The 23,854-nt window shown below is 70.1% G+C and carries 27 protein-coding genes; 16 read left to right on the top strand and 11 right to left on the bottom strand.

The window, feature by feature from the left end; genetic code table 11:
• The first annotated feature begins 501 nt into the window (after positions 1-501).
• Complete coding sequence (locus A4R44_RS27115; protein WP_067586566.1) at positions 502-858, top strand: hypothetical protein; 357 nt, start codon at positions 502-504, stop codon at positions 856-858.
• A gap of 841 nt (positions 859-1,699) precedes the next feature.
• Here the strand turns inward: A4R44_RS27115 and A4R44_RS49300 are convergent.
• The 4 genes from A4R44_RS49300 to A4R44_RS27100 form a co-directional block, all read right to left on the bottom strand.
• Positions 1,700-2,128 carry a hypothetical protein gene (locus A4R44_RS49300; protein ID WP_198545450.1) on the bottom strand — a complete coding sequence of 143 codons (429 nt, stop codon included), beginning with the start codon at positions 2,126-2,128 and terminating at the stop codon, positions 1,700-1,702.
• A gap of 173 nt (positions 2,129-2,301) precedes the next feature.
• On the bottom strand, positions 2,302-2,448 hold the full coding sequence (locus A4R44_RS49295; RefSeq protein ID WP_198545449.1) for a hypothetical protein: 147 nt from the start codon (positions 2,446-2,448) through the stop codon (positions 2,302-2,304).
• Between the two features lie 186 nt (positions 2,449-2,634).
• Complete coding sequence (locus A4R44_RS27105; RefSeq protein WP_232791793.1) at positions 2,635-3,231, bottom strand: bifunctional DNA primase/polymerase; 597 nt, start codon at positions 3,229-3,231, stop codon at positions 2,635-2,637.
• Positions 3,232-3,535: 304 nt separating this feature from the next.
• The gene (locus A4R44_RS27100) at positions 3,536-4,822 is read right to left on the bottom strand and encodes a GGDEF domain-containing protein (protein ID WP_095213618.1); all 1,287 of its coding nucleotides are present in this window, start codon (positions 4,820-4,822) and stop codon (positions 3,536-3,538) included.
• A gap of 45 nt (positions 4,823-4,867) precedes the next feature.
• Between A4R44_RS27100 and A4R44_RS50780 the strand changes: the two genes are divergently transcribed.
• Positions 4,868-5,056: a hypothetical protein gene (locus A4R44_RS50780; protein WP_067586557.1), complete on the top strand. Its 189-nt coding sequence runs from the start codon at positions 4,868-4,870 to the stop codon at positions 5,054-5,056.
• 4 nt (positions 5,057-5,060) lie between these two features.
• Here A4R44_RS50780 and A4R44_RS27090 read toward each other — a convergent pair whose 3' ends face one another.
• Positions 5,061-6,269 carry an MFS transporter gene (locus tag A4R44_RS27090; RefSeq protein WP_232791792.1) on the bottom strand — a complete coding sequence of 403 codons (1,209 nt, stop codon included), beginning with the start codon at positions 6,267-6,269 and terminating at the stop codon, positions 5,061-5,063.
• A 252-nt stretch (positions 6,270-6,521) separates the two neighbouring features.
• On the bottom strand, positions 6,522-6,821 hold the full coding sequence (locus tag A4R44_RS49290) for a hypothetical protein (RefSeq protein WP_067586554.1): 300 nt from the start codon (positions 6,819-6,821) through the stop codon (positions 6,522-6,524).
• Positions 6,822-7,593: 772 nt separating this feature from the next.
• On the opposite strand from A4R44_RS49290, the gene A4R44_RS27080 reads away from it, so the two are divergent.
• Complete coding sequence (locus A4R44_RS27080) at positions 7,594-8,868, top strand: CdaR family transcriptional regulator (RefSeq protein WP_067586551.1); 1,275 nt, start codon at positions 7,594-7,596, stop codon at positions 8,866-8,868.
• A gap of 91 nt (positions 8,869-8,959) precedes the next feature.
• Here the strand turns inward: A4R44_RS27080 and A4R44_RS27075 are convergent, their stop codons facing one another.
• From A4R44_RS27075 to A4R44_RS49285, 4 genes are all read right to left on the bottom strand, one after another.
• On the bottom strand, positions 8,960-10,243 hold the full coding sequence (locus A4R44_RS27075; RefSeq protein WP_067586548.1) for an FAD-binding oxidoreductase: 1,284 nt from the start codon (positions 10,241-10,243) through the stop codon (positions 8,960-8,962).
• Positions 10,244-10,402: 159 nt separating this feature from the next.
• Entirely contained in the window at positions 10,403-11,728 is a 1,326-nt protein-coding gene (locus A4R44_RS27070; protein WP_067586545.1) for an amidase family protein, read from the bottom strand.
• A 68-nt stretch (positions 11,729-11,796) separates the two neighbouring features.
• On the bottom strand, positions 11,797-12,489 hold the full coding sequence (locus A4R44_RS27065; protein ID WP_067586543.1) for a helix-turn-helix transcriptional regulator: 693 nt from the start codon (positions 12,487-12,489) through the stop codon (positions 11,797-11,799).
• Positions 12,490-12,603: 114 nt separating this feature from the next.
• Positions 12,604-12,873 (bottom strand): hypothetical protein, encoded by a 270-nt coding sequence (locus A4R44_RS49285; protein WP_067586540.1) that lies wholly within the window; start codon positions 12,871-12,873, stop codon positions 12,604-12,606.
• Positions 12,874-12,978: 105 nt separating this feature from the next.
• Here A4R44_RS49285 and A4R44_RS27055 point away from each other — a divergent pair, with 105 nt between their 5' ends.
• A complete protein-coding gene (locus A4R44_RS27055; protein ID WP_067586537.1) occupies positions 12,979-13,932 on the top strand; it encodes an AraC family transcriptional regulator in 954 nt (317 codons plus the stop codon).
• 34 nt (positions 13,933-13,966) lie between these two features.
• On the opposite strand, the gene A4R44_RS27050 is transcribed toward A4R44_RS27055, so the two are convergent.
• Positions 13,967-14,689 (bottom strand): type 1 glutamine amidotransferase domain-containing protein, encoded by a 723-nt coding sequence (locus tag A4R44_RS27050; protein WP_067586534.1) that lies wholly within the window; start codon positions 14,687-14,689, stop codon positions 13,967-13,969.
• A gap of 245 nt (positions 14,690-14,934) precedes the next feature.
• Here A4R44_RS27050 and A4R44_RS27045 point away from each other — a divergent pair, with 245 nt between their 5' ends.
• From A4R44_RS27045 to A4R44_RS26990, 12 genes are all read left to right on the top strand, one after another.
• Positions 14,935-15,954: a type 1 glutamine amidotransferase domain-containing protein gene (locus tag A4R44_RS27045; RefSeq protein WP_067586532.1), complete on the top strand. Its 1,020-nt coding sequence runs from the start codon at positions 14,935-14,937 to the stop codon at positions 15,952-15,954.
• Positions 15,951-16,433, top strand: coding sequence for a nuclear transport factor 2 family protein (locus tag A4R44_RS27040; protein ID WP_093573509.1), 483 nt, complete (start codon positions 15,951-15,953; stop codon positions 16,431-16,433). Before A4R44_RS27045 ends, A4R44_RS27040 begins: the two co-directional genes overlap by 4 nt.
• A gap of 20 nt (positions 16,434-16,453) precedes the next feature.
• Positions 16,454-16,927, top strand: a complete 474-nt coding sequence (locus A4R44_RS27035) for a nuclear transport factor 2 family protein (protein WP_067586529.1) — start codon at positions 16,454-16,456, stop codon at positions 16,925-16,927.
• Between the two features lie 14 nt (positions 16,928-16,941).
• The gene (locus tag A4R44_RS27030; protein WP_067586526.1) at positions 16,942-18,471 is read left to right on the top strand and encodes a toluene monooxygenase; all 1,530 of its coding nucleotides are present in this window, start codon (positions 16,942-16,944) and stop codon (positions 18,469-18,471) included.
• 3 nt (positions 18,472-18,474) lie between these two features.
• Positions 18,475-18,777, top strand: a complete 303-nt coding sequence (locus A4R44_RS27025) for a toluene-4-monooxygenase system B family protein (protein WP_067586523.1) — start codon at positions 18,475-18,477, stop codon at positions 18,775-18,777.
• Complete coding sequence (locus A4R44_RS27020; protein ID WP_067586520.1) at positions 18,774-19,091, top strand: MmoB/DmpM family protein; 318 nt, start codon at positions 18,774-18,776, stop codon at positions 19,089-19,091. Before A4R44_RS27025 ends, A4R44_RS27020 begins: the two co-directional genes overlap by 4 nt.
• On the top strand, positions 19,088-20,119 hold the full coding sequence (locus A4R44_RS27015; RefSeq protein ID WP_067586518.1) for a toluene hydroxylase: 1,032 nt from the start codon (positions 19,088-19,090) through the stop codon (positions 20,117-20,119). The genes A4R44_RS27020 and A4R44_RS27015 overlap by 4 nt, the downstream gene beginning before the upstream one ends.
• On the top strand, positions 20,116-20,442 hold the full coding sequence (locus A4R44_RS27010; RefSeq protein WP_232791791.1) for a Rieske 2Fe-2S domain-containing protein: 327 nt from the start codon (positions 20,116-20,118) through the stop codon (positions 20,440-20,442). Before A4R44_RS27015 ends, A4R44_RS27010 begins: the two co-directional genes overlap by 4 nt.
• Complete coding sequence (locus tag A4R44_RS27005) at positions 20,439-21,674, top strand: NAD(P)/FAD-dependent oxidoreductase (RefSeq protein ID WP_067586515.1); 1,236 nt, start codon at positions 20,439-20,441, stop codon at positions 21,672-21,674. The genes A4R44_RS27010 and A4R44_RS27005 overlap by 4 nt, the downstream gene beginning before the upstream one ends.
• A gap of 30 nt (positions 21,675-21,704) precedes the next feature.
• Positions 21,705-22,439: an iron-sulfur cluster assembly protein gene (locus A4R44_RS46215; RefSeq protein WP_232791790.1), complete on the top strand. Its 735-nt coding sequence runs from the start codon at positions 21,705-21,707 to the stop codon at positions 22,437-22,439.
• 35 nt (positions 22,440-22,474) lie between these two features.
• On the top strand, positions 22,475-22,765 hold the full coding sequence (locus A4R44_RS26995; protein WP_067586615.1) for a putative quinol monooxygenase: 291 nt from the start codon (positions 22,475-22,477) through the stop codon (positions 22,763-22,765).
• A gap of 108 nt (positions 22,766-22,873) precedes the next feature.
• Complete coding sequence (locus tag A4R44_RS26990; RefSeq protein WP_067586512.1) at positions 22,874-23,839, top strand: AraC family transcriptional regulator; 966 nt, start codon at positions 22,874-22,876, stop codon at positions 23,837-23,839.
• Positions 23,840-23,854: the final 15 nt, after the last annotated feature.

Below are 23,854 nucleotides of genomic sequence, written 5' to 3'. Positions count from 1 at the left end.
TACACCGACCAGGACGTCACCGGCTGGCTGCTGCTCCAGCCGCGGCCGGGGACGCTCGCGGCACAAGTGCGCACGAACGAACTGGACGTCGCCACGGCCCTCGCGGCGGAAGCGGAGGCCTGGCCCGCGCGGTAGCAACGCTTTCCGGGAAGCCCTGCGCCGCAGCACCAGGCGGCGCAGGGCCCTTTAGTGTGCGTGGAATATTCTGGTTTACTCGGGAATCCGCATGGTCCGTGCCGCCGCACCCGCACATCCGAGAAGAGGCGAGCGTTGTTGGCCTTAATACAATAACGGTCCGGGTAAACCCGAACGAGACCTTGCCCCTTGGTCAGAGGACCAGCTGCCGACACGATGGTGTCGCCAGCTGGAAACAGCCCCGGATTGTCAGTACGTTTTCCTCATCCGGTCGCGGAGCACACACCTTTATTGCCGCGACCGCTGACGCAATCGTCAAAGCCCGCGATTGGCATTGCCGGTCGCGAAATCCCAGAGGAGTTCTGAATGCTGAAGAAGATCGGTCTCGTGTCCGCCACGATGGCGGCCGGCGCGTTCCTGTTCGGCGGCATCGCCGCCGCCGACACGACCGACGGCCACCACCACGGCCACCACCACGGCGGACCCGGCCAGGTCGGCTTGGTGAACCTGAACAACACCGACGTGCTGCACAACGTCAACGGCACCCTCGGCCTGTGCGGCAACGACGTGAACGTGCTCGGCGTCCAGGTCCCGGTCCGCAACTCGCTGAACGGCATCGGCGTGCCGATCCTGTCGCCGGGTGAGAACACCGCGGCCGGCGAGTCCCCGTACAACTGCGCCTCGGGCGCCGTCGTCGACGGCGGCAGCGTCCAGGGCGGCTGAGTCTCCTGCCGAAGCCGCCCGCTGTGTGTGCGGAAAGCTGGCTGAGGCACGGAGTCCGACGGTTCGCGTCAGCGTCCTGAGGTGTACCCGGAGCACGGAGAGAGCTGCACACTCCTGCTCCGTGCCCCGGGTGCATCCGACGCCCAGCGACGTCGGCGCGGGTGGGACCGGTGACCTGGCCTGGATACCTGCCGGTCCCACCCGGCGTGCTCGACACCGTAACCCACTTCCGCCGTCCCGGCGACTGATGCCCGGGACGGCGGTTTTCGTGCGGGGCACTCCGTTTCCGGCGGCGGCCGTTCCGCGCACGCTGGTGCCCTGCCCCGCATTTCCCCGGCCCGCATCGCGCCCGGCCGAACCCACCGCCGGAAGCCGCGGTCGCCGGAAGCCGGTGCGGGAATCACTGTGCCGGACAGCGGCTTTCGACGAATCGCCGTCCTGGTCCAGGAGAAGGCCCGAGCAGCCGAGCCGTTCGTCCGAGACCGTCGGGAGGCGGCGGCCGCCGGTCCGGAGCAGCCGGGGCATCCCGCCCGGCTTGAGCCCTCGGCGCACGCACCCGGGCCCGCGAGACCGAGAAGGCCGGACAGCCCGAGCAAGCTCCGCAATCCGTTGTCGTCGTGGGTGTTCCGCGGTTGCGCGGATCCAGGCACCACGACGGCCGCATCGACGGACCCGGCCAGCGGGTTACCGCCTCGGCAACGAGAGCGCAGGCTTGGCGGCGTACGCGGGAGTTCATCGGGGATCCCCCGTTCGAAGGATGCGGGTGAACTGGCCCCGGCGATGCCGGACAGTCCGGCCCACCAGGCAGTCATGGCGATCCTCGTTTCCCGTGCGTCACCGATCACCGCGAGATCACCTGGACGAGCGTCCCCGAACTCAGCGCTCCCGGCGCCTCTCCCGGCCCGCGCACCTCGGCGACCGTGCGAGCCATCGCCAACCCAGCGTCCCGGACGAACCGATCTCCCTCCGGACCTCCCGCCGTCACCGCGAGAGCGGCGGTGTGGTCGCCTCCCTCGGCCGGAAGATCGAACGACCGCAGGGGATGGATCGCCGGGATCCGCGGCGACACATTCCCCAGGCCGGCCGAGCCGAACATCGTGTCCGGACAATCCGGAAAAGCCCGGCCGACCGCCTTCGCGTGTTTCTCGGACAGCGGAGCCAAATCGGGATCATGCCGGAATTCCCGGTAGATCGACGGCAACGTGGTGTGCTCGATACTGGTGTCAGTCGCCACCGCCCCCGCGTCGAACAGCGACGCACTCGCTCCCACACCTCGTCGACTTCGGCGATGGGTGTCAGCGCGAATCATGCAGTCGACAACCGCGTAGGCAGGAATGACATTGACCGACTCCCCAGCCTTCTGAACCACGTGGTGCGCCCTGATGCCATCGCGTAACTGCTGGCGCAGCAAGCCAATCGCGGTCCGAGCAACGACCGCCGCGTTCACTGCGGCGAAGCATGCCCGCCGACCCCGGTGTAGACCACCTGCCAGGAACGCGACGCACGCAGCGTCGGGACCACGGCGTCCTTGAGCGTCGGGTGCACCATCATGGCCGCGTGGGCGCCGTCGAGCACGCCGCGATTGACCATGGCCGTCCCGGCTGCGAATGCCGGGACGGAGACGAGGTGAAATACGACGTATGCGCAGGCCGCAAAGCGTGGGCCGACGGGCAGCAAGAATTCGCTGACTGCCGGAACAGCGGCGGAACCTGGGACGGAGGCAAACACCGCTGCCCCCGCTGAGCATGCCCGCACTCAGCAGGCTGTCCGCGAAACCTACGCGGATCCGGCGGAAAGCTCGGCAAGTTTGCCCACAATCCCGGCCCCATCGCCCAACGCCTCGCGATCCACCGGCGATATCCGCCACCACACAACCCCGCCGACGACCCTGCTGGGCGGGAGAACCACGAGGTCGCCCGGCGAAAAGACCTCCACCCCGGACGCCAGCTCATGCTCCCCGCAGGTCCCGGGCTCGACAAAGAAGAACGCCCCGTGCGGCGACAACGCCATCGGGCCGAGCGGCCGCCCGCCGTCGAACGCGGCGAGCGCCCGCCAGCCAAGGTGGGTCGGCGCGCGCACGACGTCAAAGTGCTCTCCGACCGGCGCGAGAATCGCCTGCCGATGCACCGCCCACCATTCCGAGACAACACGGCGATCGACCGTGGCCTCGGACCGGGATGCCGACGACTCGCGGCCGCCGAGCAGTTCGAAACTGACCGGATCCCAGGTCGTCAGCCCGTCGCACACCGGCCCCGGCAGCACCGGCCAGCCCCGTGCGGCGTAGTTCTCGGCCGCCGCGCGCAGCGCACGCAGCGCGACCCGGTGGTCCCCAGCCAAGCACCGTGAACGGCTACCGCGCGCAACAGCGGTCATCACAATATTCCCTTCTGCGTGACAATCCCCGTCCGCGCAGGTCAAACTGCGACGGACGGTGCGGAGACCGGGGCACCGCCCGACCACCATGCGGCCGCGGCGAGCCGCGGACCAGCCAGCGAACCGGGAGCAAACCGGCAGCGCGCCTTGCCGGTGCACCGGGTCAGTGAAGCCGCACGCACCATTCCAGGGACACCGTGAACCTCTAGCGAACCTGGTTCCTCGCCGGGGCGCGCATCTCAGCTTCACGCACCAGGCCAGAAGCCTCGGACACCGGAGAAAGACTCAGCCGGGCGGCCGGACGTCACGCGGATGTGCCCGCGCCAGCACCCCGGCACCCACCCGCGCCCGCCACCCAGATCTGATTGCGGCCGTTCCGCTTGGCCTGCAGCAACGCACCGTCCGCGGAGGTGAGCAGTTGCTCAACCGAAACGCCGTCGTCGGGATAAGACGCCACACCCATCGAGGTACTCACCCCGGACAGCGTGCGAGGTTGACCGTCCGTAGTGGCGGTGAGCACGACCGGAGTACGTGCCACACGGAAGCGGATCCGCTCGGCGACAGCCAGCACCTGACCCGGTTCGAGACCCGGCAGCAGAATCGCCAGCTCGTCTCCGCCGTAGCGGGCGACGAGGTCCTGAGCCCGGACTTCGGCCCGCACCAGGTCGGCGACAGCGCGGATGGCCTGGTCGCCCGCCGGGTGCCCGTAGGTGTCGTTGATGGCTTTGAACTTGTCGACGTCCAGGAAAAGCACCCCGAGACCGGTCTGGCTGAGTTTCGCGCGGTCGAGGGCGGCGGTGACGACGCCGGCCCAGTACACCGGCGTCGCCAGGCCCGTTTTCTGATCAGTCCGGGAGGCTCGCAAGTACTGGGGCAGCAAGAGATCGCGGTGCACGCACAGCACGGCGATCATCGGGGCCGGCAACGCCCACGGCTCGTGGACCAGCAGGACCGCCATGGTCGCGCCGAGCCCCAGCGCCGAGGCGACGACCAGCTGGTCGCCCGGATGCCCCAGGGCCTGCCGGACCGGTACTTTCTCCTGCGACGACAATCCGATCGCGACGACGACCAGGGCGTAGTTGACCAGCCACCACCCGCCGGCCGCGGCGGCCACGAGCAGCAGCGACCACACGTCGTGCGGCAGCCGGGGACCGTCCAGGACAGTGGAGGCGAAGGCCGACGCGAGCACGAACGTGGCGGCCGAGTAGAACTTCCGGAACAAGATCGCCGGTCCGTAAACCCGGTACCAGCAATACAAATACGACACCGCGGTCAAGCCGATGACGAGCGGCAGCGGCAGCACCAGCAGCGCGGCGAACACCCACAGGCTCTTGAGATTGGTGTACGGCGCTTTCTTCGACGCCTGCTCGCGGCGCCGCTCGATCGTGCGGACCGCCTCAAGATGCGCCACCGCCGCCGCGACGAGGACGGCGAACCACAGCCACTGCGTCCGGGTGACGGCGACGGACACCGACGAAAACACCGTGATCGCGACCGCGACCGCGTCGACCGCGAGCACCAAGCACAGCGCGGGGCGCGGCAGGGACCACAATCCCCACGTTGTTATGCGGCTGCCACTCTCACCAGTCACGCTGGTATCCGCCCCTGTCAACGAAGATTAATCACCATAATCGCCATGTCACCGGCCGTCGATACGCCGGTCGGACCAACCACCCGCGAGAAAGGCATCACCATGACCTACGCACCCGGCAACGAATGGACCCGTTTCGGCCGCGGCAACGAGTGGACCCGCTGCCAGGGCAACGAATGGATCCGGCGAGGCAACGAGTGGGACCGCCGTCGCGGAAACGAGTGGACCCGCTGACCCGCTACCCCGGTTCGGCAGCGCGGCGGGCGCGGTTCCATGCCGCTCCCGCCGCGAGCGCCGTCAGCACGCCGAGCAACCCGGCGACGGCGAGGACCGTGCTCGCGCCCGCCGCGGTCGCCGCGAGCCCGGCCAGCGCGATCCCGGCGCCCTGGCTGGTCGTCAACGCGGTCGCGGCCAGCCCGTAGGCCTGCGCCCGCCGATGATCGGGAACCGCCAAGGTGAACGCCGCCGACGCGGGCAGATGGTAAGCGCTGGCCATGCCCGACAGCCCCCACAAGACCGCCGTCACGACCAGCCCCGGCTGGATCGCGCACACCACCAGCGGAACGCTGGCAGCCACCGCGAGCGGCCCGAGCAACCGCATCCGCACCGGCGACGGCAGCCGCGCCACGATCACCATCCCGAGCACCGTCCCCGCCGGACTCGCCGCGAGCAGTACCCCCACCGCCTGGGCGGATCCGCCGATCGACTCCGCGTACGGCGCCGCCAGCCCCTCGACCGTGACGTAAAACCCGGCCACACAAGCCAACCCGACCAGCGAACGCAACCGCGGCGTCCGCACGACGAGCACCGTCCCGGCCCGCAGATCAGCCCACCACCGCCCCAGCCGCGCCCCGGAGTCCACCGCTGCTGGCGCCGGCCGCACCCGGATCCCGAACCGCACCAGCACAGCCGACACCACGAACGTCACCCCGTCCGCGACGAGCGCCTGCCCCGGGCCGAGGAACGCGACGAGCGTCCCGCCGGTCGCGAACCCCACCACTTGCGCCACCTGGACCACCATGTCCAGCAGGCCTTTGCCCAGCACGAACTCTTCCCCCGGCAGAACCGCCGCGGCCGTCGCCGCACGAGCGGCGTTGCCCGGCGCACCGGCCGCCTGGACCGCCACCAGCAGCGCCGCGACCGCCGGCAACGGCAGCGCGGGAATCGCCATCACCGTGACCAGCCCCGCGCGCAGGAGGTCCGCCGCCACCATGACCCGCCGCCGCGGCCACCGGTCCGCCAGCCCCGACAGCAACGGACCGGCGAAAATCGAGGGCACGTAGGTCAAGGCGTAGACACCGGCGGTCCAGCCCGCCGACCGCGTCCGGTCGAAGACCAGCAACGACAACGCCACCCGGGCGAACTGATCGCCCGCGACCGAAACCACCATGCTCGCGAACAGCGCCCGGAACTCCGGTCTGCCGAACACCCGCCGATACGTCGCCACCAGCCCAGCTTGGCCGAGCACGGCCGGGCGAGCACACCCCCCACAGGTACGGAATAGGAAATCACCGTCTTGCCGCAGGATTCCCGCTCTCGTCCCGAAATCGACAGGCTAGACCGTCGTCAAGGTAGGTATCTAATGCTGATTCCGGCTTCTTGAGCGATACGGGTTGCATCCCGCCGGCGGCCGGCTGGACGAGATCCGCGGCATTTCTCGCGACGGAGACGCAGGCCGGGTTCGACGCGAACACCGAACTCAGGAAAATCTGTTGCATACAGCTGTTCCACCACGGCTCGCTGAACGACGTGCTGCTGATCTGGCAGGCCAAAGTGTCCGGCTGGGACGCGCACTTCTCGATTGACGCGCAAGGATCGCCGACAGCAGCGCGAACACGCCGTAGAAGAAGATCTCGGGCAGCAGCAGCCGGGCGAACGCGTTGGTCAGTTCGGAGTCGGCGTTTCCGCCCTGCTCCAGATACAGCGAGGTCAGCGCGGGCGCCGCTGCCACGGCGAGTACGGTGCCCGCGCCCAGAACCGTCAGGCCCATCGTGAGCATTCGCTGCGCCGCCGTCGGGATCGTCCTGCGACCGCACGATCAGCGGCATCACGACACTGGTGAGCACGCCGCCGAGCAGCAGCTCGAAGACGCTGTTCGGCAAGGTGTTGGCGATCGTGAACGAGTCGTTTTCCACGCCGGTGCCGACTGCCCACACGAGCATGATCTTCCCCAGGAAGCCGGTGACCCGGCTGACCAGCGAGGCGATCGACGGTGCCGCCGCCCTCGGCTCGACGCGCGGCGGGCAATCGGCTGCCGCGCGTCCCGGCCGGACGGCGGCCGCGGCAGCATCCGGGTGGCGAGCGAATCGTAGGGGCGCAACGCATCCGGGTCGGCGACCGGCCACTTCGCACTCGCCGGCACTCCGCCGATCCGCGGGATGAACACCGTCGCGTCGGGATCGTCCGGCACCAGCGGCGGCGCACCGAACGGCATGCTGTTCCGCGCGCGCTCCTGACGCCACGACCGGACCGGAGGCCACCGCGGCGCCTGCCTGCGATGACCGTTCTCCATCGGCGGGGCAGGGCGGTTCGGCCGGTCGGGCGGCGAGTGTTCAGACGGCGGAAGCCGCGCGGGATGCTCGGGTGGCCACCCAGGGTCTCGCCCCATCTCCCGCGGTCGATTCGATCCCAAGGGTAGTCACTCCGCGCACGCCGGAGCCTGCCCCGGCGGCCGGCGGTGCCTGCGTATTGTCCTCGGCAACGGTCTGATGGTTTCGTGTCGGAGACCCCTCGACGCCTAGAGCCGGGTGGCCGGCGAAAGGGAGCGGACGGTGTCCGACGACGATCTGCAGTCCATCGTGGACGAACTCGCCGAACGGCTGGAGCAGTCGGTCGCGATCGACGACCCGGCGATCCGGCTGCTCGCCGCCAGCAGGCACTTCGGCGACGAGGACCCGCTGCGGGTGAGCTCGGTGCTGAACCGCTCGATCCCGGCCGAAGTCTCCGATCCGCTTTTCGCCAGGGGGATCGCGAGCTGGACGGAGCCGGGAGTGGTCGACCTCGACAGCGCGCTGCCCCGGCTGTGCGCGCCGGTGCGGTGCGACGGGCTGCTGCTCGGCTACCTGTGGCTGATCGACGGGCAAGGCGCGTTCCGCGAGGCGGAATTCGCCGCGGCCGCGGAGGCGGCGCGCCAGGCGGGCACGATCCTGTACCGGCGGCTGTTGCTGCACCAGCGATCGCTTGCCCGGCACGAAGCGATCCTGCGGGAGCTGGTGTCGCCGGACGCGCTGATCCGGGCGCAGGCCGTCGAAGACCTGCGGGCCGAGGAGTTGTTCCCGGAGGCGGCCACGCGATTCACCGTGGTGGCGGTGCATTGCCGCACCGGCGGCGCCACTCCCCCGCCGCAGGAGGTCGCGCTCGGGGCAGCGGTCGAGGAAGGCCTGCGCGCGGTTTCGCCCGACGTCGCGCTGATGGCGGCGAACCGCGCGCGGGCGTGGATCCTGCTCGCGCGACGCCAGCCGCCGACGCGGTTGCAGATCTCCGCTGTCACCGACCGGATTCGCGGCAGGTTCGCCCGGATCGCGCCGACCGGGCCGGACCCGGTGTTCGGCATCGGCACCACCGTCGAACGGCTCGACGAGGTCGCCGGCTCCTACCGGCACGCGTCGCTGGCCGCCCGCGCGGCGCTGCTCGTCCCGAGCGTCGGCGACGTCGCCTGCTGGAACGAGCTCGGGCCGTACGGCTTGCTGCTCAAGCTTTCCGCCGACGACCTCGCCGACGCGGCCGAAGTGCCCGCGCTCGCCGCGCTGGAGCAGGAGGACAACCACCAGGTCCTCGTGCGGACCCTGGAGACGTTCTTCGACCACGGCGGCAACATCCGCCGTACGGCCGAGGCGCTGAAGATCCACCGAGCCACCCTGTACCAGAGGTTGAAGCGGGTCGAGCAGGTCACCGGCCGCACCCTCGGCAACGGGGACGACCGGCTGACCCTCCACTTAGGGCTGAAGCTCCGGACGCTGTCGGCCGCGCTGCGCGAGCATCTCGCGGGTGACGAAGCCGACCGGCAAGTGCGTACCCGGCGGCGAGAACTCTTACGAGGTCCGTGAAGGGGATACCCGGGAATTCGTCAGCGGCCGCGGTCTCCTGGCCGTCCGGCGCGGTCCGGACTCGGGCGGCCCGCGGATCCCGTCTTCGGATTCATCCCATGACGGTGCCGGAACTGCCCCTATTCGGGCTGCGCCGGCGAGAGAACGCGCCGAGGTCGATCTTCGCGCCGGTGTGCGGAGCGCGAAACTGCACCGGATTCGCGTCGTGGTCGGCTCCGTTCTCGACCTGCTCGATCAGCGCGGTCAGGAACCGGCCGACCACCGGCGCGTTCTTGAACTGGTTGCCGCTCGTGCCGATCGCCACGTAGAAGCCCGGCAGGCCGGTGCGGTCGTAGATCGGGGTCCAGTCGTCCGCGACGTCGTACACCCCGGCCACGCCGCGGGCCCGGTTCGGCACGGCCAGCTCCGGCAGCCGCCGGGCGGCGCGGGTCACCTGGGTTTCGAACACCGCCATCGTCGGATGCGGGACTGCGTCGTCCGGATCGTCGAGCCACGGGAACGGGTCGCATTCCGGTTCCGTGCCGCCGATCAGCAGGCCGCCGCCGACCTCGCCGCGGAAGTAGACGCCGAGATCCAGGTCGGCGATCGCCGGCCCCGCGTAGCCCTCCGGCGCGGCCACGTGCGCGACTTCCTGGCGCATCGGCCGCACGTTCACCGCGAAGTCCGCGCCCGCGCCCGCCAGCCGGTTCAGCGCGCCGGACCACGGACCGGCCGCGTTCACCACCACGTCGCAGGCCAGCCTCGTGCCGTCGGCCAGCCCCACCTCCGCGACGCGCCCGCCCTTCGCCGGCACCGACGTCACCTGGCTGCGGAACCGGAACTCCGCGCCGTGCGCCGCCGCCGCTGTCGCGAGGTTGACCGCGGCGAGCGCCGGATCGGTGACGTACCCGGCATCTGGCGTGTACACCCCGCCGAGCGTTGTTTCGGCGTCGTCCCAGAAACGGCTGTCGGCAATCGGTTTCGGCGGCCAGTAGCGGCCGGTGTCGATGCCGGGCACGCGCGCGGCGAGCGTCGCGCTGTCCCATTCCTCGTACGGCACCCCGGCTTCGTCGAACAAGGGCAGCCACGCGGCACGCGGAGCCGCGGCGACGTCGAGCATCACCAGTCCGCTCTTCTCGAACCGCGCGAGTTCCCCGACGTCGCGGCCGAGATGCCCGGCCCAGTCCAGCCAGCCGAAATGCGCCTCCCACGCGGCCGCGACGCCGGCTGCGGTCGAGAAGTTGTAGCGGACCACCGCGCTCGACGCCGAGGTCGAGCCCTGGCCGGGTCCGGCGGCGCGGTCCAGCACGGTCACCCGGTGCCCCGCGCGGGCCAGCTCCAGCGCCACCGACGACCCGATCACCCCGGCGCCGACCACCACGATCTCCGTGCCCATGTGCTGCCTTTCTCCCGTGTGGTCCCCAGTTTTCCGGCTGACCGCCCCTTCGGCAGCAGGCAACTGTCGCCGCTTCCGCACGGCCGCGACGACATCTGTCGCCCCGATCACGCCGGCCGGCAACGGGCGGTGGCGCTGGCTGACGCCGCTCTCGCTCAGTCAACCGGCCTGCTCGGCGGTGTCCGACAGCCCCGCCGCCATTCGTTCGGCGAGGCGCAGCGTCCGGCGGTCGTCGAACCGTGCTCCTTGGACGGTCAGCCCGACCGGGAGACCCGTCGCGGGGGTGGCCAGCGGGAAGGTGACCATGGGCGCCCCGAGCATCGCGCCCGGTGTCGTGTTCCGGGTATAGAGCTCGAAAGCGTCGACGCGGCTTCCCCGATGCTCCACCGGCCCGTCGCAGCAGGCTGGCGGAGCTGGTGCGGGCGTGGCGGGAAACGCGAGCGCGTCGAGCGCGTGCTTGTGCAGCAGTTCCGTGTAGCACGCTCTCGCTTGCTCGGTTTGCCGCTGGGCGATCGCGTACTCGCCGGGCGATACCGGGGACGACATCTCCGCTTCCAGGATCTGCCGGACGTCAGGGCTGCGCACCTCCGCGACCAGCCTGGCGAACGCTTGCTCGGAGTTCATGCCCAGTGCGCGCGCGGCGACGTCGCCGAGCAGACGACGGGCTTCCCATCGGACGACGGGCATCGCCGCCGCGCGGGTCAGCTCCCAGACCTCCGCGAGCCGCACCGGCACCAGCTCGGCCGCACCCGCCAGAACGGCCAGGGCCGGTTCGACCGCCGCTCGCGTACTGGCGTGCAGCTCGCGGAACAGTTCGGCGGGCACGCCGATCCGCGGGCGCGGGAGGTCCTGGCCGGGTGTTCCGCCGAGCGTCGCCAGGTCGATCTCGGCGAGGCGCCGCACTGATCGCGCGAAGATCCCGGGAGTGTCCCGGGTCCACGACAAGCCGACGGTGCCCGCGGTCGGCCAGCGGCCGGTGCTGGGGCGGAATCCGGCCACCCCGCACAGGCTGGCGGGGATCGAGATCGAGCCGCCGGTGTCCGTGCCCAGCGCGACCTCGGCGTGGCCGCGCGCGACGACCGCGGCGCTGCCGCCCGACGATCCCCCTGCCGAGCGGTCCGGACGGCCGGGCAAGCGCACCGCGCCGTAGCTCGCGTTTCGGGAAGTGATCCCGAAGGCGAGTTCGTGCATGTTCGCCATGCCCACGACCACCGCGCCGGAACGGCGCAGCAGCGCGACAACCGGGGCGTCGGCCTCCTCCGGCGCGAGGTCCAGGAGTGCGCATCCCGCGGATCGGCGCAGTCCGCGCACCGAGATGTTCGCTTTCACCGCGAGCGGATACGGCTGCCCGCCCGCCGAGGGCACTTGGGCCGCGATCTCGCCGGCCGTACAGATTTGCGTCCACTCTCCTGGTTCCGGTCGTTCGACCGCGGCCGGGATGAAGACGTGGGCGAGGGCGGCGACGCCCGCCGGGGAAAGCGGCATCCGGGGCTCCTTTGCAGCGAATGAGGCTCATCCGGGAGTCTCGGCATGCCGCGCGGTAGCCGCCATCGTCATTTCTGACGATGGCGCAGGTGGTGCGCCGCCAGGGCCGCGCGGTTGGCGGCGCCGGTCTTGGCGAACGCGTTGCTCAGGTGGGTCCGCAACGTCGGCGGCGCGATGCCGAGGGCCGCGGCGATCCGCCGGTCGCTGTACCCGGCCGCGACCAGCTCCGCGATCTGGGTTTCGCGCCTGGACAGCGGCCTGCCGCCGACCGGGGTCTGCCGGGGCCAGACCCGGGCGACCAGGTCCCCGAACGACCGCAAGACCCGCGCGTCCGCCTCCGTGAACGCGCGGCCGCCGCGTCCGCGCCACAGCCGCAGGTCCACGGAACCGGGACCGGCGTCGGCCGGGAAGTAGTTCATGCCGTGGTACATCCCGCCGCGGTGCAGGAAATCGCGGACGAACTCGGCGGAGACACCGGCGGCCGGCGTGACCCGCGAAGCGCTCCGCCGCGCGAAAAGGCTCGGGGTCAGGTCGTCGACGTGCCGAAAATGCCGGTGATAAGCACGAAGCGCGTCGTCGCCGAGGTCGAGCTGAACCGGGTCGGCGTAAGGCCCGGACGAATCACAGACAAAGGAGGCGAAGACGTCCGCCCCCAGGATGCGACGCAGGGCATCACCCAGCAGAAGGCGCTTCGTCTTGGGCGGGGTGTCCGAGAGGACAATATCGATCGCTTCGCACGTCAGTGCGTACTCCTGGCCCATACTGCCTCGCTTCGGTGCGAAGTAGCGAGCGCGACGCCAGCTCAGCTCCGTCGGCTCCCTGCTCGCACGAAAGTGTAAGGCGCGGACGTCGGACCAGCAGCAACGCGGCGGATATCAATCCCCGCCCGGCTCCTTGAGTCCGATGACCTGCGCGAAGGCCGACCCCGATTCCGGGGCAGTCCTCAGCTGGTTGACCCGGAGCACCCGAGCCGGGGAGCCCAGCGGCATCCCGCACACCGCGATCTCGTGGTCCTGGGCCTGCCGGTGCTCGCGGCCGACCTGATGGCGGGTGAACAGCCGCCGCGGCGGATGCCGAGGCCGACGGCCGCGAGCATCGTGCCCTGCGGGACCATCCCCGGGCCGGACCGCCTGCGCCGGCCGCACGCGAATCCGCAGACAGCCACCCGGAATCCGCAGTCCCGCAGGATCGGCTGCGGCCTACCGTGGGGTTCTGGGCCGACGAGGGCCCGCCGACGGGAGGCGAACGACGTGACGGACCTGCTCCGGCCCCTCGAAGAACGCCATACGGCAGGCGACCTGCTCGCCGAAATCGCGGACCGCGCGCCCGCGCTCGGCGGCAACTCCGGTGGCTGGCCGGGACTGACCTTCTACCGCTACACCCGGCCCGTCGCCCCGCAGTGGGAAGAGGTGCGGTCCCTGTCGCTGTGCATCATCGCGCAGGGGCGCAAGCGCGTGGTCGCCGACGGGCGCGCACACGCGTACGACCCGTTCAACTACCTGGTGCTGAGCGACCGCCAGCACTTCACCGCGGAGATTCTCGAAGCCACCCCGGCCAGGCCGTTCCTTTCGCTGGTGCTGCAGGTGGACCCCGCGCTGGTGCGGCGGGTGTCGGCCGACGTCCTCGACCGGCGGGCCACGACGTTCGACCGGATGGCCCGCAATCAGTCCGAGCGGGCGTTCGTCACCCCGCTGGACTGCACGCTGATGTCGGCCACCCTGCGGTTCCTCCGTGCGACGGGCACCGGCGCGGACCGCCGGGTGCTGGCGCCGATCTACCTGGCCGAGATGGTGTACCGGATCCTGCAAGCCGAGCAGTACTCGCGGCTGCTGGAGATCGCGGCGTCCGAGGTGGCGCGCAACCCGGTGAGCGAGGTCGTCTCCTACGTGCGGGACAACATGTCCGAGCCGCTGACGGTAAGCGACCTGGCGGAACGGGTTTCGCTCGGCCCATCGGCGTTCTCGCACCTCTTCCGTGAGGTGACGGGGAAATCGCCGTACCAGTTCGTGAAGGAGATGCGGCTCAACCGCGCGCGCGATCTGTTGATCGAAAAAAGGCTGAGTGTCACTCAGGTGTCGAAGGCGGTCGGCTACGCGAGCGCGTCGCATTTCATCAACGAGTTCCGCGGGCGGTTCGGGGCAACCCCGCGCGCGTATTCCGATCTTCGCGCGCTTCGCGCGGAGTTCGGCGTCCGCAACGGGTGACGGGGGTGCCCCCTGCGGGCACCCCCGGCACGGCTCAGTGAACGGTCTCGACCGGTTTCAGCGCCCCGGCGAGCCGCTCGGCCAACGGGGCCGACGAGGCCGGATTCTGTCCGGTGTAAAGGTTTCCGCACACCACCACGTGGGGCTCCCAAGCGCTGGCGCTCTTCTCGAACTGCCCGCCTCCGTCACCAAGGCGGTCCTCCAGCAGCCACGGCGCCTTGTCGGCGAAGCCGACCTGACCTTCCTCGACGTTGCTGAAGCCGGTCAACCGGCGGCCCGCGAACAGCCACCGGCCGTCGGCGTCCGTCGCCGGCAGCAGAGCCGCCGGCCCGTGGCAGACCGCGGCCACGGGTTTGCCCGCGGCGTCGAACTCCGCGATCAGCCTGCCGAATTCCTTGCTGGCAGCCAGATCTTCCATCGGCCCGTGTCCGCCTGGGACGAACACGAAGTCGAACTCGGCGGGGTCGGCCTCGTTCAGGTCGGCGGGTGCGCCGAGTTCGCTCGCGATGCTTTCGAGGTAGGCGCGGAACCGTTGTCCCGGCTCGGCCGAGCCGCCGTTCATCTCGGGGCTGAAACCGGCCTCGTCGGCGGTGGGGACCACCGCGCCCGGGGTGGCGATCACGAGATCGAAACCGTGGTCGCGGAAGATCTTGTGCGGCACCGCCAGTTCCTCCGGCCAGAAGCCGCACGGGTGCCGGGTGCCGTCGGCCAGTGTCCAGTGGGCCGAGCCGGACACCGCGAACAGTACGCGTGTCATGGGGAAAACCTCGCTCTCGAAAAGAGACGACTCCGGCGCCGCCGGCCGGAAAGACCGTCCCGAAAGTAACCGCCGCGGCCGCGGCGCGAGCTGGTTCGTGCACGAATCTTGCAGACCTCGACCGGAACCCGCACCGGTTGCCGGAATCCGCACATCTTCCGCAGGAATCTTCGATGCGGCCGGGATCATCCGGCGGCTAGCGTTTCGGCACGCCAACCGAAACCGCACGTTCATCTGGAGGTCACATGGCGCGCATCGCCTACCTCGTCTCGAGTGCGAAGGAGATCGAACTCGCCGACGGCGGCCGGCACACTACTGGCTACTTCGCCGAAGAAGCCGTCAAACCGTACGAGCGGTTCGTCGACGCCGGAGCCGAGGTGGTGGTGCTGACGCCCGACGGGGAGCCGCCGTTCGCCGACCCCTACGGGCTGGAGCCGTTTTTCCACTACCCCGAACCGGATCAGGACTTCTTCGCGTCCGTGACCCGCACGTTCCACCGCGACCCGGACGACATCCGGATCACGCTGCACCAGAACACCGAGCTGGGCCTGGTCGCCGCGCGGCGGCTCGCCGAGCGGCTCAAGACCCGCGGGTTCTCGCCGGTCGAGGCCCACGCGCTGGTCAGCAAGGCCGCCCGGATCGCCTGGCGCGAGGACCGGCAGCTCGCCGACGTGATGACGGACGACGGTCTCGACGGCGGTCTGCCCGCGGAGGAGATCCGGGCCGCGGTCGCCGAACTGGACGCCGCGAGCCGGCAGCTGGCCGCCGACCGCAAGGCGAAGCTGGACGCCATCCCGGGTTTCCGGCAGCCCGCCTCGTTGGCGGACCTGAGCGACGAGCAGCTCGCCGAGTTCGACGCCGTTTTCGCCCCGGGCGGGCACGGGCCGATGGTCGACCTCTCCGACAACCCCGACGTGGCCAGGCTGCTGAAGGTGCTGCACGACAAGCAGGCCCCGATCGCCTCGCTGTGCCACGGTCCCGCGCTGCTGCTGTCGGCCCCCGAACGCGAAGACGGGCAATGGCTCTTCGACGGCTACCGCCTCACCTGCTTCACCGACGAAGAGGAAGACCAGACGGAGCCGGGCAAGCTCGGCCTGCCGTGGTACGTCGACACGGCGCTGAAGAACGCGGGTGCGGTGTTCGACGACGGGCCGTCGGCGTGGGTCTCGCACGTGGTCGTGGACCGGAACCTGATCACCGGCCAGAACCCCGCCTCCACCGAGGCGACGGCCGACGCCCTGCTGAAGGCGGTGGGACAGCGATGAAACTCTTCACCCGCGGGGACCAGTCCGAAGACCGGGCCGAGACCGCCCCGGAGGCGACCCCCACGCAGATCGTGTCGGCTTTCCTGACCGCGTTCGGCAATCGTGACGCCGGGGCCGCACTGTCCGTTGTGGACGATTCGGTGCGCGTGGACATCCATCCGACCGGGCTGAGCGAAGGCGGTGCGGCCGAACTGCGGGCGTTCCTCACCGAAACCGCCACGGCGTTCCCGGACCTGCTCGTGACGGTGAAGAACCTCATCGAGACCGGGTCCGTGGTCACCGCGGAGCTGAAGGTCGAGGGCACCCAGGCGGCGGGTTACCTCGGCGCGATCAACCAGGAGAAGCACCTCGACGTGGACCAGGCCTGGCGGTTCACCGTCGCCGGTGACCGCATCACCGGCGTCGACGCGTACTGGTGCCAGAACCAGCTCTACCGGCGGCTCGCGGTGAAGCGCCTCGACCAGATCTCGCTCGTGTGAGNTCGTGTGAGGGGAATCCGATGACAACAACCGAACCGCGGAGCCGGAGCCGGGAAGCCGCCGGACAGGTCACCGCCTTCTTCGACGCCTACCGGCGCCACGACGTCGACGCGATGACCGATCTGTGCGCCGACAACGCCGACTTCTTCTACGTGCCCTTCGAGGTGTGGGGAAAGCAGCGTGTGCTGCGTGGCGACGGCAAGGTGAAGACGGTCGGCAAGACCATCTGGGTCGGGCTGATCGCCTCGTTCCCCGACCTGTTCGCCGACGTGCACAGCGTCGACGCGAACGACAACGGCGACGTGGTGGTGCGGTGCGACATCGGCGGCAGCCAGCAGCTCGCCTGGGGCGCCGCGGAGCCCCGGGGACAGAAGTTCAGCGAGCCCCACCTGTTCATCTTCCACGTCGATGGCGACGGGCTCATCGACCGGATCTCCGCCTACTGGGACGGGGCCGGCATCAACCGCCAGCTCGGCCACCTCGAAGTCGACTGAGAAGGGAAGCACCGATGACGCTGCTGAAGCGGGAAGAGTGGCAGGGGTTCGTCCGCGACGTCGACTGGACCTACAGCTACGTCGACGACGAGGCCGTGTTCCCCGAATGGCACAGCGGCACCGGCAAGGTGCCGCGGGAGGCCTGGCTGGACTGGGAAGAGGACTACAAGGTCAGCTACCCCGACTACGTGACGACCCAGCGCGACAAGGAGCAGTCCGCGTACGCGGTCAAGGCCGCGCTCCAGCGGTCGACCACCTTCGATCACCTCGACGAGGGCTGGAAGTCCTCGACCAAGATGCACTTCGGCGGCGTCGCGCTGGTCGAGTACGCCGCGGTGCTCGGCGAACTGAAGATGGCGCGGTTCGGGCTCAACGCGGCCTGGCGCAACATGGCCGCCTTCGGCCAGCTGGACGAGCTGCGGCACGCGCAGATCACCACGTTCTTCGGGCACGAGTTCATCAAGAAGGACCCGCAGTACGACTGGACCCAGAAGACCTTCCACATGGACAACTGGGTGCCGATCTCGCTGCGGAACCTGTTCGACGGCATGATGATCGCCCCGAACGTGGTGGACCTGGCGATCGCGCTGCCGTTCACCTTCGAGACCGGGTTCACCAACCTGCAGTTCGTCGCGCTCTCGGCCGACGCGCTGGAAGCGGGCGACGTGAACTTCGCCAACATGATCTCCTCGATCCAGACCGACGAGGCCCGCCACTCGCAGCAGGGCGGCCCCACGATGGAGATCCTCGTCGAGCACGACCCCGTGCGCGCCCAGTGGATCATCGACAAGAACTTCTGGGGCTCGGCCCGCGCGTTCGCCGCGCTCACCGGCCCGGCGATGGACTACTACACCCCGCTGGAGCACCGGAAGCAGTCCTACCGGGAGTTCATGGAGGAGTGGATCGTCGACCAGTTCGTGCACACGATCGAGGACTACGGGCTGAAGAAGCCGTGGTTCTGGGACGAGTTCATGCGCGGCCTCGACACCTGGCACCACGGGCTGCACATGGGCCTGTGGTTCTGGCGCCCGACGCTGTGGTGGCGCCCGAAGGCCGCGGTCAGCAAGGACGAGCGCGACTGGCTGCGCGAGAAGTACCCGAACTGGGAGCAGGTCTACGGCGACAAGTGGGACGTGATCATCGACAACATCAACGCCAACAACGTCGAGGCCACGCTCCCCGAGACGCTGCCGTGGCTGTGCAGCATGTGCAACCTGCCCTGCTGCAATGCCGTGCCGACCCGGTCCGGCCGCTGGCGCGTCCCGTCCTGGCAGCTGGACTACGACGGGAAGACGCACCACTTCTGCACCAACGCCTGCCGCCAGATCTGGTGGAAGGACCGGGACAACGTCAACCACGAGACGCTGATCGACCGGTTCCTCGCCGGGCAGATCCAGCCGATGGACGTCGGCGGCATCCTCGCCCACATGGGACTCACGCCCGAGGTGATGGGCGACGACCCGGACTACGAGGCCTGGACCAGGGACTACGTCGGCCGCCCCGCGAAGGGCCTGGCGCTGGCCGCCGGCGCCGGGGAGGGCTGAGCCATGGCCGAAACCGTCGAGCCGGACCCGCAGGACCAGGCGCCGCAGCTGGTGCCGCTCAACGCCATCTTCGCGGACGACTTCGTGCAGATCCTGGTTCCGGTCACCACCGCGGACACGATCCGGGAAGTGGCGGCCGCGGTCGCCCACCACGTCGAGGGCAAGCGGGTGCGGGCCCAGGACGCGGAAAAGGTCGTGTTCCACCAAGGACGGCGGCTGGCTCCGGAGCTGACCGTGGCCGAGGCGGGCATCGGCCCGCTCGACCATGTCCGGGTCGAGTACGACCTGCGGGAGGGAGCACGGTGAAGAACCCAGTGGGCCCGATCCTGCGGATGGGCGACGAGGTGGAACAGGTGATCGCGGCGATCGAGGACGACAACCCGGACAAGGAGATCGAGGTCGTCGACCGGGGCGCCTACGTTCGCGTCCAGGGCGAGGACCGGGTGGTGCTGACCGAGGAGACGCTGCGGCGTTACCTCGGCAGCGAGTTCGAGATCCGCTCGCTCGAAACCATGATGTCCTCCTTCGCCGGGCGCGCCATCACCACGAGCGGCGCGATCGTCTGGGAACGGATCTCGGCACGGAAAGCCGCGGCGGCCGGTAAAGGAGTGCGGGCATGACACAGCCGAAAAAGACAAGGCCGCGCAAGACGTTCAGCGCGTTCGGCGACATCCGCCGGATGCCGAGCGACTACGAGATCGTCACGCACGCCCAGAACTGGACGCTGCGCAAGAACCGCACGGGCGCGTTCGAGCAGAACCCGTCCTCGCCGGCGAACCTGTGGTTTCTGACCTACCGCGACAAATCGCCGTTGCAGGTCGACGACTGGGACGCCTTCCGCGACCCGGATGCCTTGACCTACAAGACATACGTCACGACCCAGGCCGAAGCCGAGGCGAAGACCGGTGGCGTGCTCGACGAGTACGCGGGCTCGGACGCCGCGCTCGCGCCCGGGCAGCTGGCCCTGCTGACCTCGCTGTTCACGCCGTCGCGCTACCTCCTGCACGGCTGTCAGCAGATCCAGGCGTATCTCGGTTACCTGGCCCCGACCTCGTATGTGACCAACACGGCGGGCTTCGCCACGGCCGACTACCTGCGCCGGGTCACGCTGACCGCCTACCGCACCCGCGAGCTGCAGATCGCGCACCCGGACAGCGGAGCCGGCACTGCCGAGCGGCGGCTGTGGGAAACGCTCGAAGCCTGGCAGCCGGCCCGGCGCGCGGTAGAGAAGGCGCTCGTCAGCTACGACTGGGGCGAGGCGTTTGCCGCGCTGAACCTGGTGCTGGCGCCGACGTTCGACGACGTGCTGGTGAGGCAGTTCAAAGAGGTCTCGCGCGAGAACCGCGACGAAGAGTCCTGGCTGCTGCTGTCGTTCCTGCAGGAGGACAACAACCGGCGCAACCGGTGGAGTTCGGCGCTGGCGCGGTTCGCCGTCGAACAGCGGCCGTCGAACGCCGACGTGCTGCGCCGCTGGATCGAGCGCTGGTCGCCGATCGCGGACGCGGCGGCGGCCGGGCTGGGCGAATTGCTCGCGACCCGGCCGGAGCGCGGCCGCCCGGCGAGCGAGGTGGCCGCCGGCGCGAAGGCCGCCCGCGAGGCGTTCCACGAGCCGATCTTCGAGCCGGAAGGGATGCGTGCGGCGCGGTGAGCGGAGCGGTGACCGGGCAGTGGCGGGAGGCCATGCGGCTCGACGAGCTGTGGGAAGGCGAGATGGCGGGCGTCGAGGTCGGCGGCGAGAAGGTCCTGCTGATGAACATCGACGGCGACGTGCGGGCGTACCGGAACCGCTGCCCGCACCAGGCCTGGGCGCTCGACGAGGGCGACTTCGACGGCGAGACGCTCACCTGCTCCCGGCACATGTGGGTGTTCGACGCCCGCAGTGGCTCCGGCGTGAACCCGGACAACTGCCGGCTCGCCTCGTTCCCCTGCCGGGTGGACGAGGACGGCACGATCCGGGTGGACCTCGGATGACGACCCGGCGTTGTGTGCTCGTGGGCGGCGGTGCCGCGGTCGCGTCGGCCGCCGCCCACCTGCGCAAAAAGGGCTTCGACGGCGACGTCGTGCTCATCGGGGAGGAGCCGGGGGTGCCGTACGAGCGGCCGCCGCTGTCGAAGGAGTTCCTGACCGGACCGCCCGAGCTGGTGCGGCCGCAGGAACCCGGCTGGTACGCGGCCAACGACGTCGAGCTGAGGCTCGGCGTGCGCGCTGTGTCCCTCGACGTGGCCGGCCGAAGCGTAGGACTGTCCACAGGGGAACGTCTCGGCTACGACGACCTGGTGCTGGCCACCGGCGTGCGGCCGCGGCGGCTTCCCGGGTTCGACGGCGAGGGCATCCACTACCTGCGCACGGCCGCCGACGCCGGACGGCTGCGTGCCGAACTGGCGACGGCGCAACGGATCGCGATCCTGGGCGCCGGGTTCATCGGGTGCGAGGTGGCCGCGTCCGCCACCGCGCTCGGCACCAAAGTCACCCTGTTCGAGCCGGAGCCCGCTCCGCTCGCGCGGGTGCTCGGCGCGGCGATCGGCGCGATACTGATGGACATCCATCGCGAACGCGGCGTGGAAATCCGCGCGGGCGAGCACGTCACGGCTGTCGACCGCGGCCGGCACGGCTTCGTGCTGACCACCAGTCGCGGCGACCGCGTGGAGTCCGATCTGGTGGTGGTCGGCATCGGCTCGCTGCCGAACGGCGAGCTGGGACGGGACGCCGGGCTCGCCGTGGCGAACGGCGGGCTCGCGGTCGACGAGTACGGGCGGACGTCGGCACCGCACGTGTACGCGGCCGGTGACGTCGCGGCGCAGCACCACCCGCGCTACGGCACGCGGATCCGGGTCGAGCACCACGACACGGCCGTGCGCCAGGGCGCGAACGTCGCCGCCAACCTGGCCGGCGAGGCGACGCCGTTCGAGGAGCCGCACTGGTTCTGGTCCGACCAGTACGAGCACAGTCTGCAGTCGACCGGCCGTATGGGCGCCTTCGATTCGGTGGTGCTGCGCGGCCGGCTGGCCGATCGCAGCTTCTCGGCGTTCTCGCTGGCCGACGGCCGGATTCAGGGTGTCATCTCGCTCAACCGGCCCGGTGACGTGCTCGCCGCCCGCCGGATGCTGTTCGCACCGCACGAGGTGACGGCCGAGCAGCTCGCCGACGAGTCGCTGCCGCTGAAACGGCTGATGCCGCGCACCAAGACAGCATCCCGGGCCTGAGCCCGCTGAGTTCACCGAGGAGGAACTGCCGTGACGACCCTTGCAGTGCTGGAAACGCTCGCGTCCCAGACGAGGGTGACAGTCGCCGACGCCCGGGCGGCGCTGGCGCGAGTGCGTGGGCTGAGCGTGGTGGACGCGGTCGCGAAGCTGCGACTGGGGCCTGGTCGTACGTGCGAGCCGGTCGCCAGGGTGCTCGACCAGGCACTGGCGAACGCCGCCCGAGCCGGGCTTTCGCCCGGGCAGCTGATCGTGGCAGGCGGTTCCGCCACGCCTGCGGAGCCGATCGTGCGGGTGCGGCGGAAGGCACACGGCAAGGCAGACTGGATCAGCAGCGAGACAGCCGACGTGCGGGTCGAACTGCAACCGGCAGGCGCGTACGAGGCCGCCGCCGTACCGGTGCCCGTCGAGGCCGCGGACGAACCCGCCCTCGACAGTGCGCCGGCGGACGCGCGGTCGGTTCCGGTGCGGGAGGCGCTTTACGACGTGCTAGACCCCGACCTGGGGGTCAACGTCGTCGACCTGGGTTTCGTGCGGGGCGTGACCGTGGACGAGCACGACATCGCCACCCTGACCATGACGCTGACCTCGCCCGCCTGCCCGCTGACGGGGATCATGGAAGACCAGATCCGGACGGCGCTGCTGGAAGACCCCGGGATCGTCGCGGACTTCCGCGTGGTGTGGGTCTGGTCCCCGTCGTGGCGGCCCTCGGACATCAGCGACGACGGCCGCGAACAGTTGCGCGCCATCGGGTTCAGCACCTTGTGAGCAGTTCTGACAATTCTGCGCAGTTCGGAGGGTTCATGGCTTACGTCGTCGTCGCCACCTGGGTCGCGAAGCCGGGGCAGGCGGAGAAAATCCGGCAGATCCTGGAAACGGTCACGCCCGGCAACCGGGCCGAAGAGAAGGTGCTGGAGTTCCAGGCACACGTCAGCCGGGACGACCCGGACACCTTTGTGCTGTACGAGAAGTACGTCGACGCCTCCGGGTACGCCGACCACCGCGCTACCGACGCGTTCCGGAAGCATGTGCTCGGCGAAGCGATCCCGAACCTGGCCGAGCGGAGCGTGCGGGAGTTCGAGACCATCGGGTGAGCGGACTCGAACGAGCCTCGCTTCGCTCGTCCGAAGAGGGTAAACTCCCAGGTCCAAACGGCAGAGTCGCCGGTGCGGCGGGGCGGCTCCGTGACGTCGGAGGCAGGCATGGTGCGGTCCGTTCCGCCGCTGGAAGACCGGATGACACCCGGCGACCTGATCGCCGAGCTGGCGAGGCGCGCACCGGAGGCCGGCGGCAACACCGGCCTGTGGCCGGGGCTGACGATCTACCGCTTCTCCGAGCCGACCGCGCCGAGCTGGGAAGAGGTCCAGTCGCTGTCGCTGTGCGTGGTCGGCCAGGGCCGCAAGTGCGTGACGGTGGACGGGCAGCCCTACCGGTACGACCCGTTCAACTACCTGGTTCTGAACAGCCACCTGCACTTCCAGGCCGAGATTCTCGAGGCCACCTTCACGAAGCCCTTCCTCTCCTTCGTGCTGCAGATCGACCCCGCGGTGGTCCGGCGGGTGTCGGTGGAAATGCTGGAGCAGCGGCGGGCGGAAATGCTGGCCGACAGCCCGCCGGACCCGTCGAAGGCGTTCGTCTCGGCGCTGGACTCCGGGCTGATGAGTTCGGTCATCCGGTTTCTGCGGGCGCTGTCCACCGGACCGGACCGGCGGATCCTGGCGCCGGCGTACCTGCAGGAGATGGTCTATCGCGTGCTGCAGGCCGAGCAGTACGAGCGGCTGCTGGAAATCGCCGCGGCGCAGCAGAACCACGATCCGGTCGCACGGGTCGTCACGTTCATCCAGGACAACCTGGCCGAGCCGCTGACCGTCACCGACATGGCGGAGCAGGTGGCGATGAGCCCGTCCGCGCTGACCGCGCTGTTCCGGCAGTCCACCGGGAAGTCGCCGTACCAGTTCGTCAAGGAGATGCGGTTGACCAGGGCGCGGGACCTGCTGGTGCGGGGAAACGGGACCGTCGTGTCGGTGTCCCGGGCGGTCGGCTACCCGAGCGCGTCGCATTTCATCAACGAGTTCCGCCGCCGCTTCGGGCTGCCGCCGCGGGCGTACTGCGACCTGAACACGCTGCGTTCCCAGCTGGGCGCGCAGCACACCGCGAACCCGATCTGAGCAGCGAAGGGGTCA

The sequence above is a fragment of the Amycolatopsis sp. M39 genome (assembly GCF_001651785.1).
GTDB classification, from domain to species: Bacteria; Actinomycetota; Actinomycetes; order Mycobacteriales; family Pseudonocardiaceae; genus Amycolatopsis; species Amycolatopsis rubida.
This window is presented reverse-complemented; position numbering and strand designations above follow the sequence as displayed.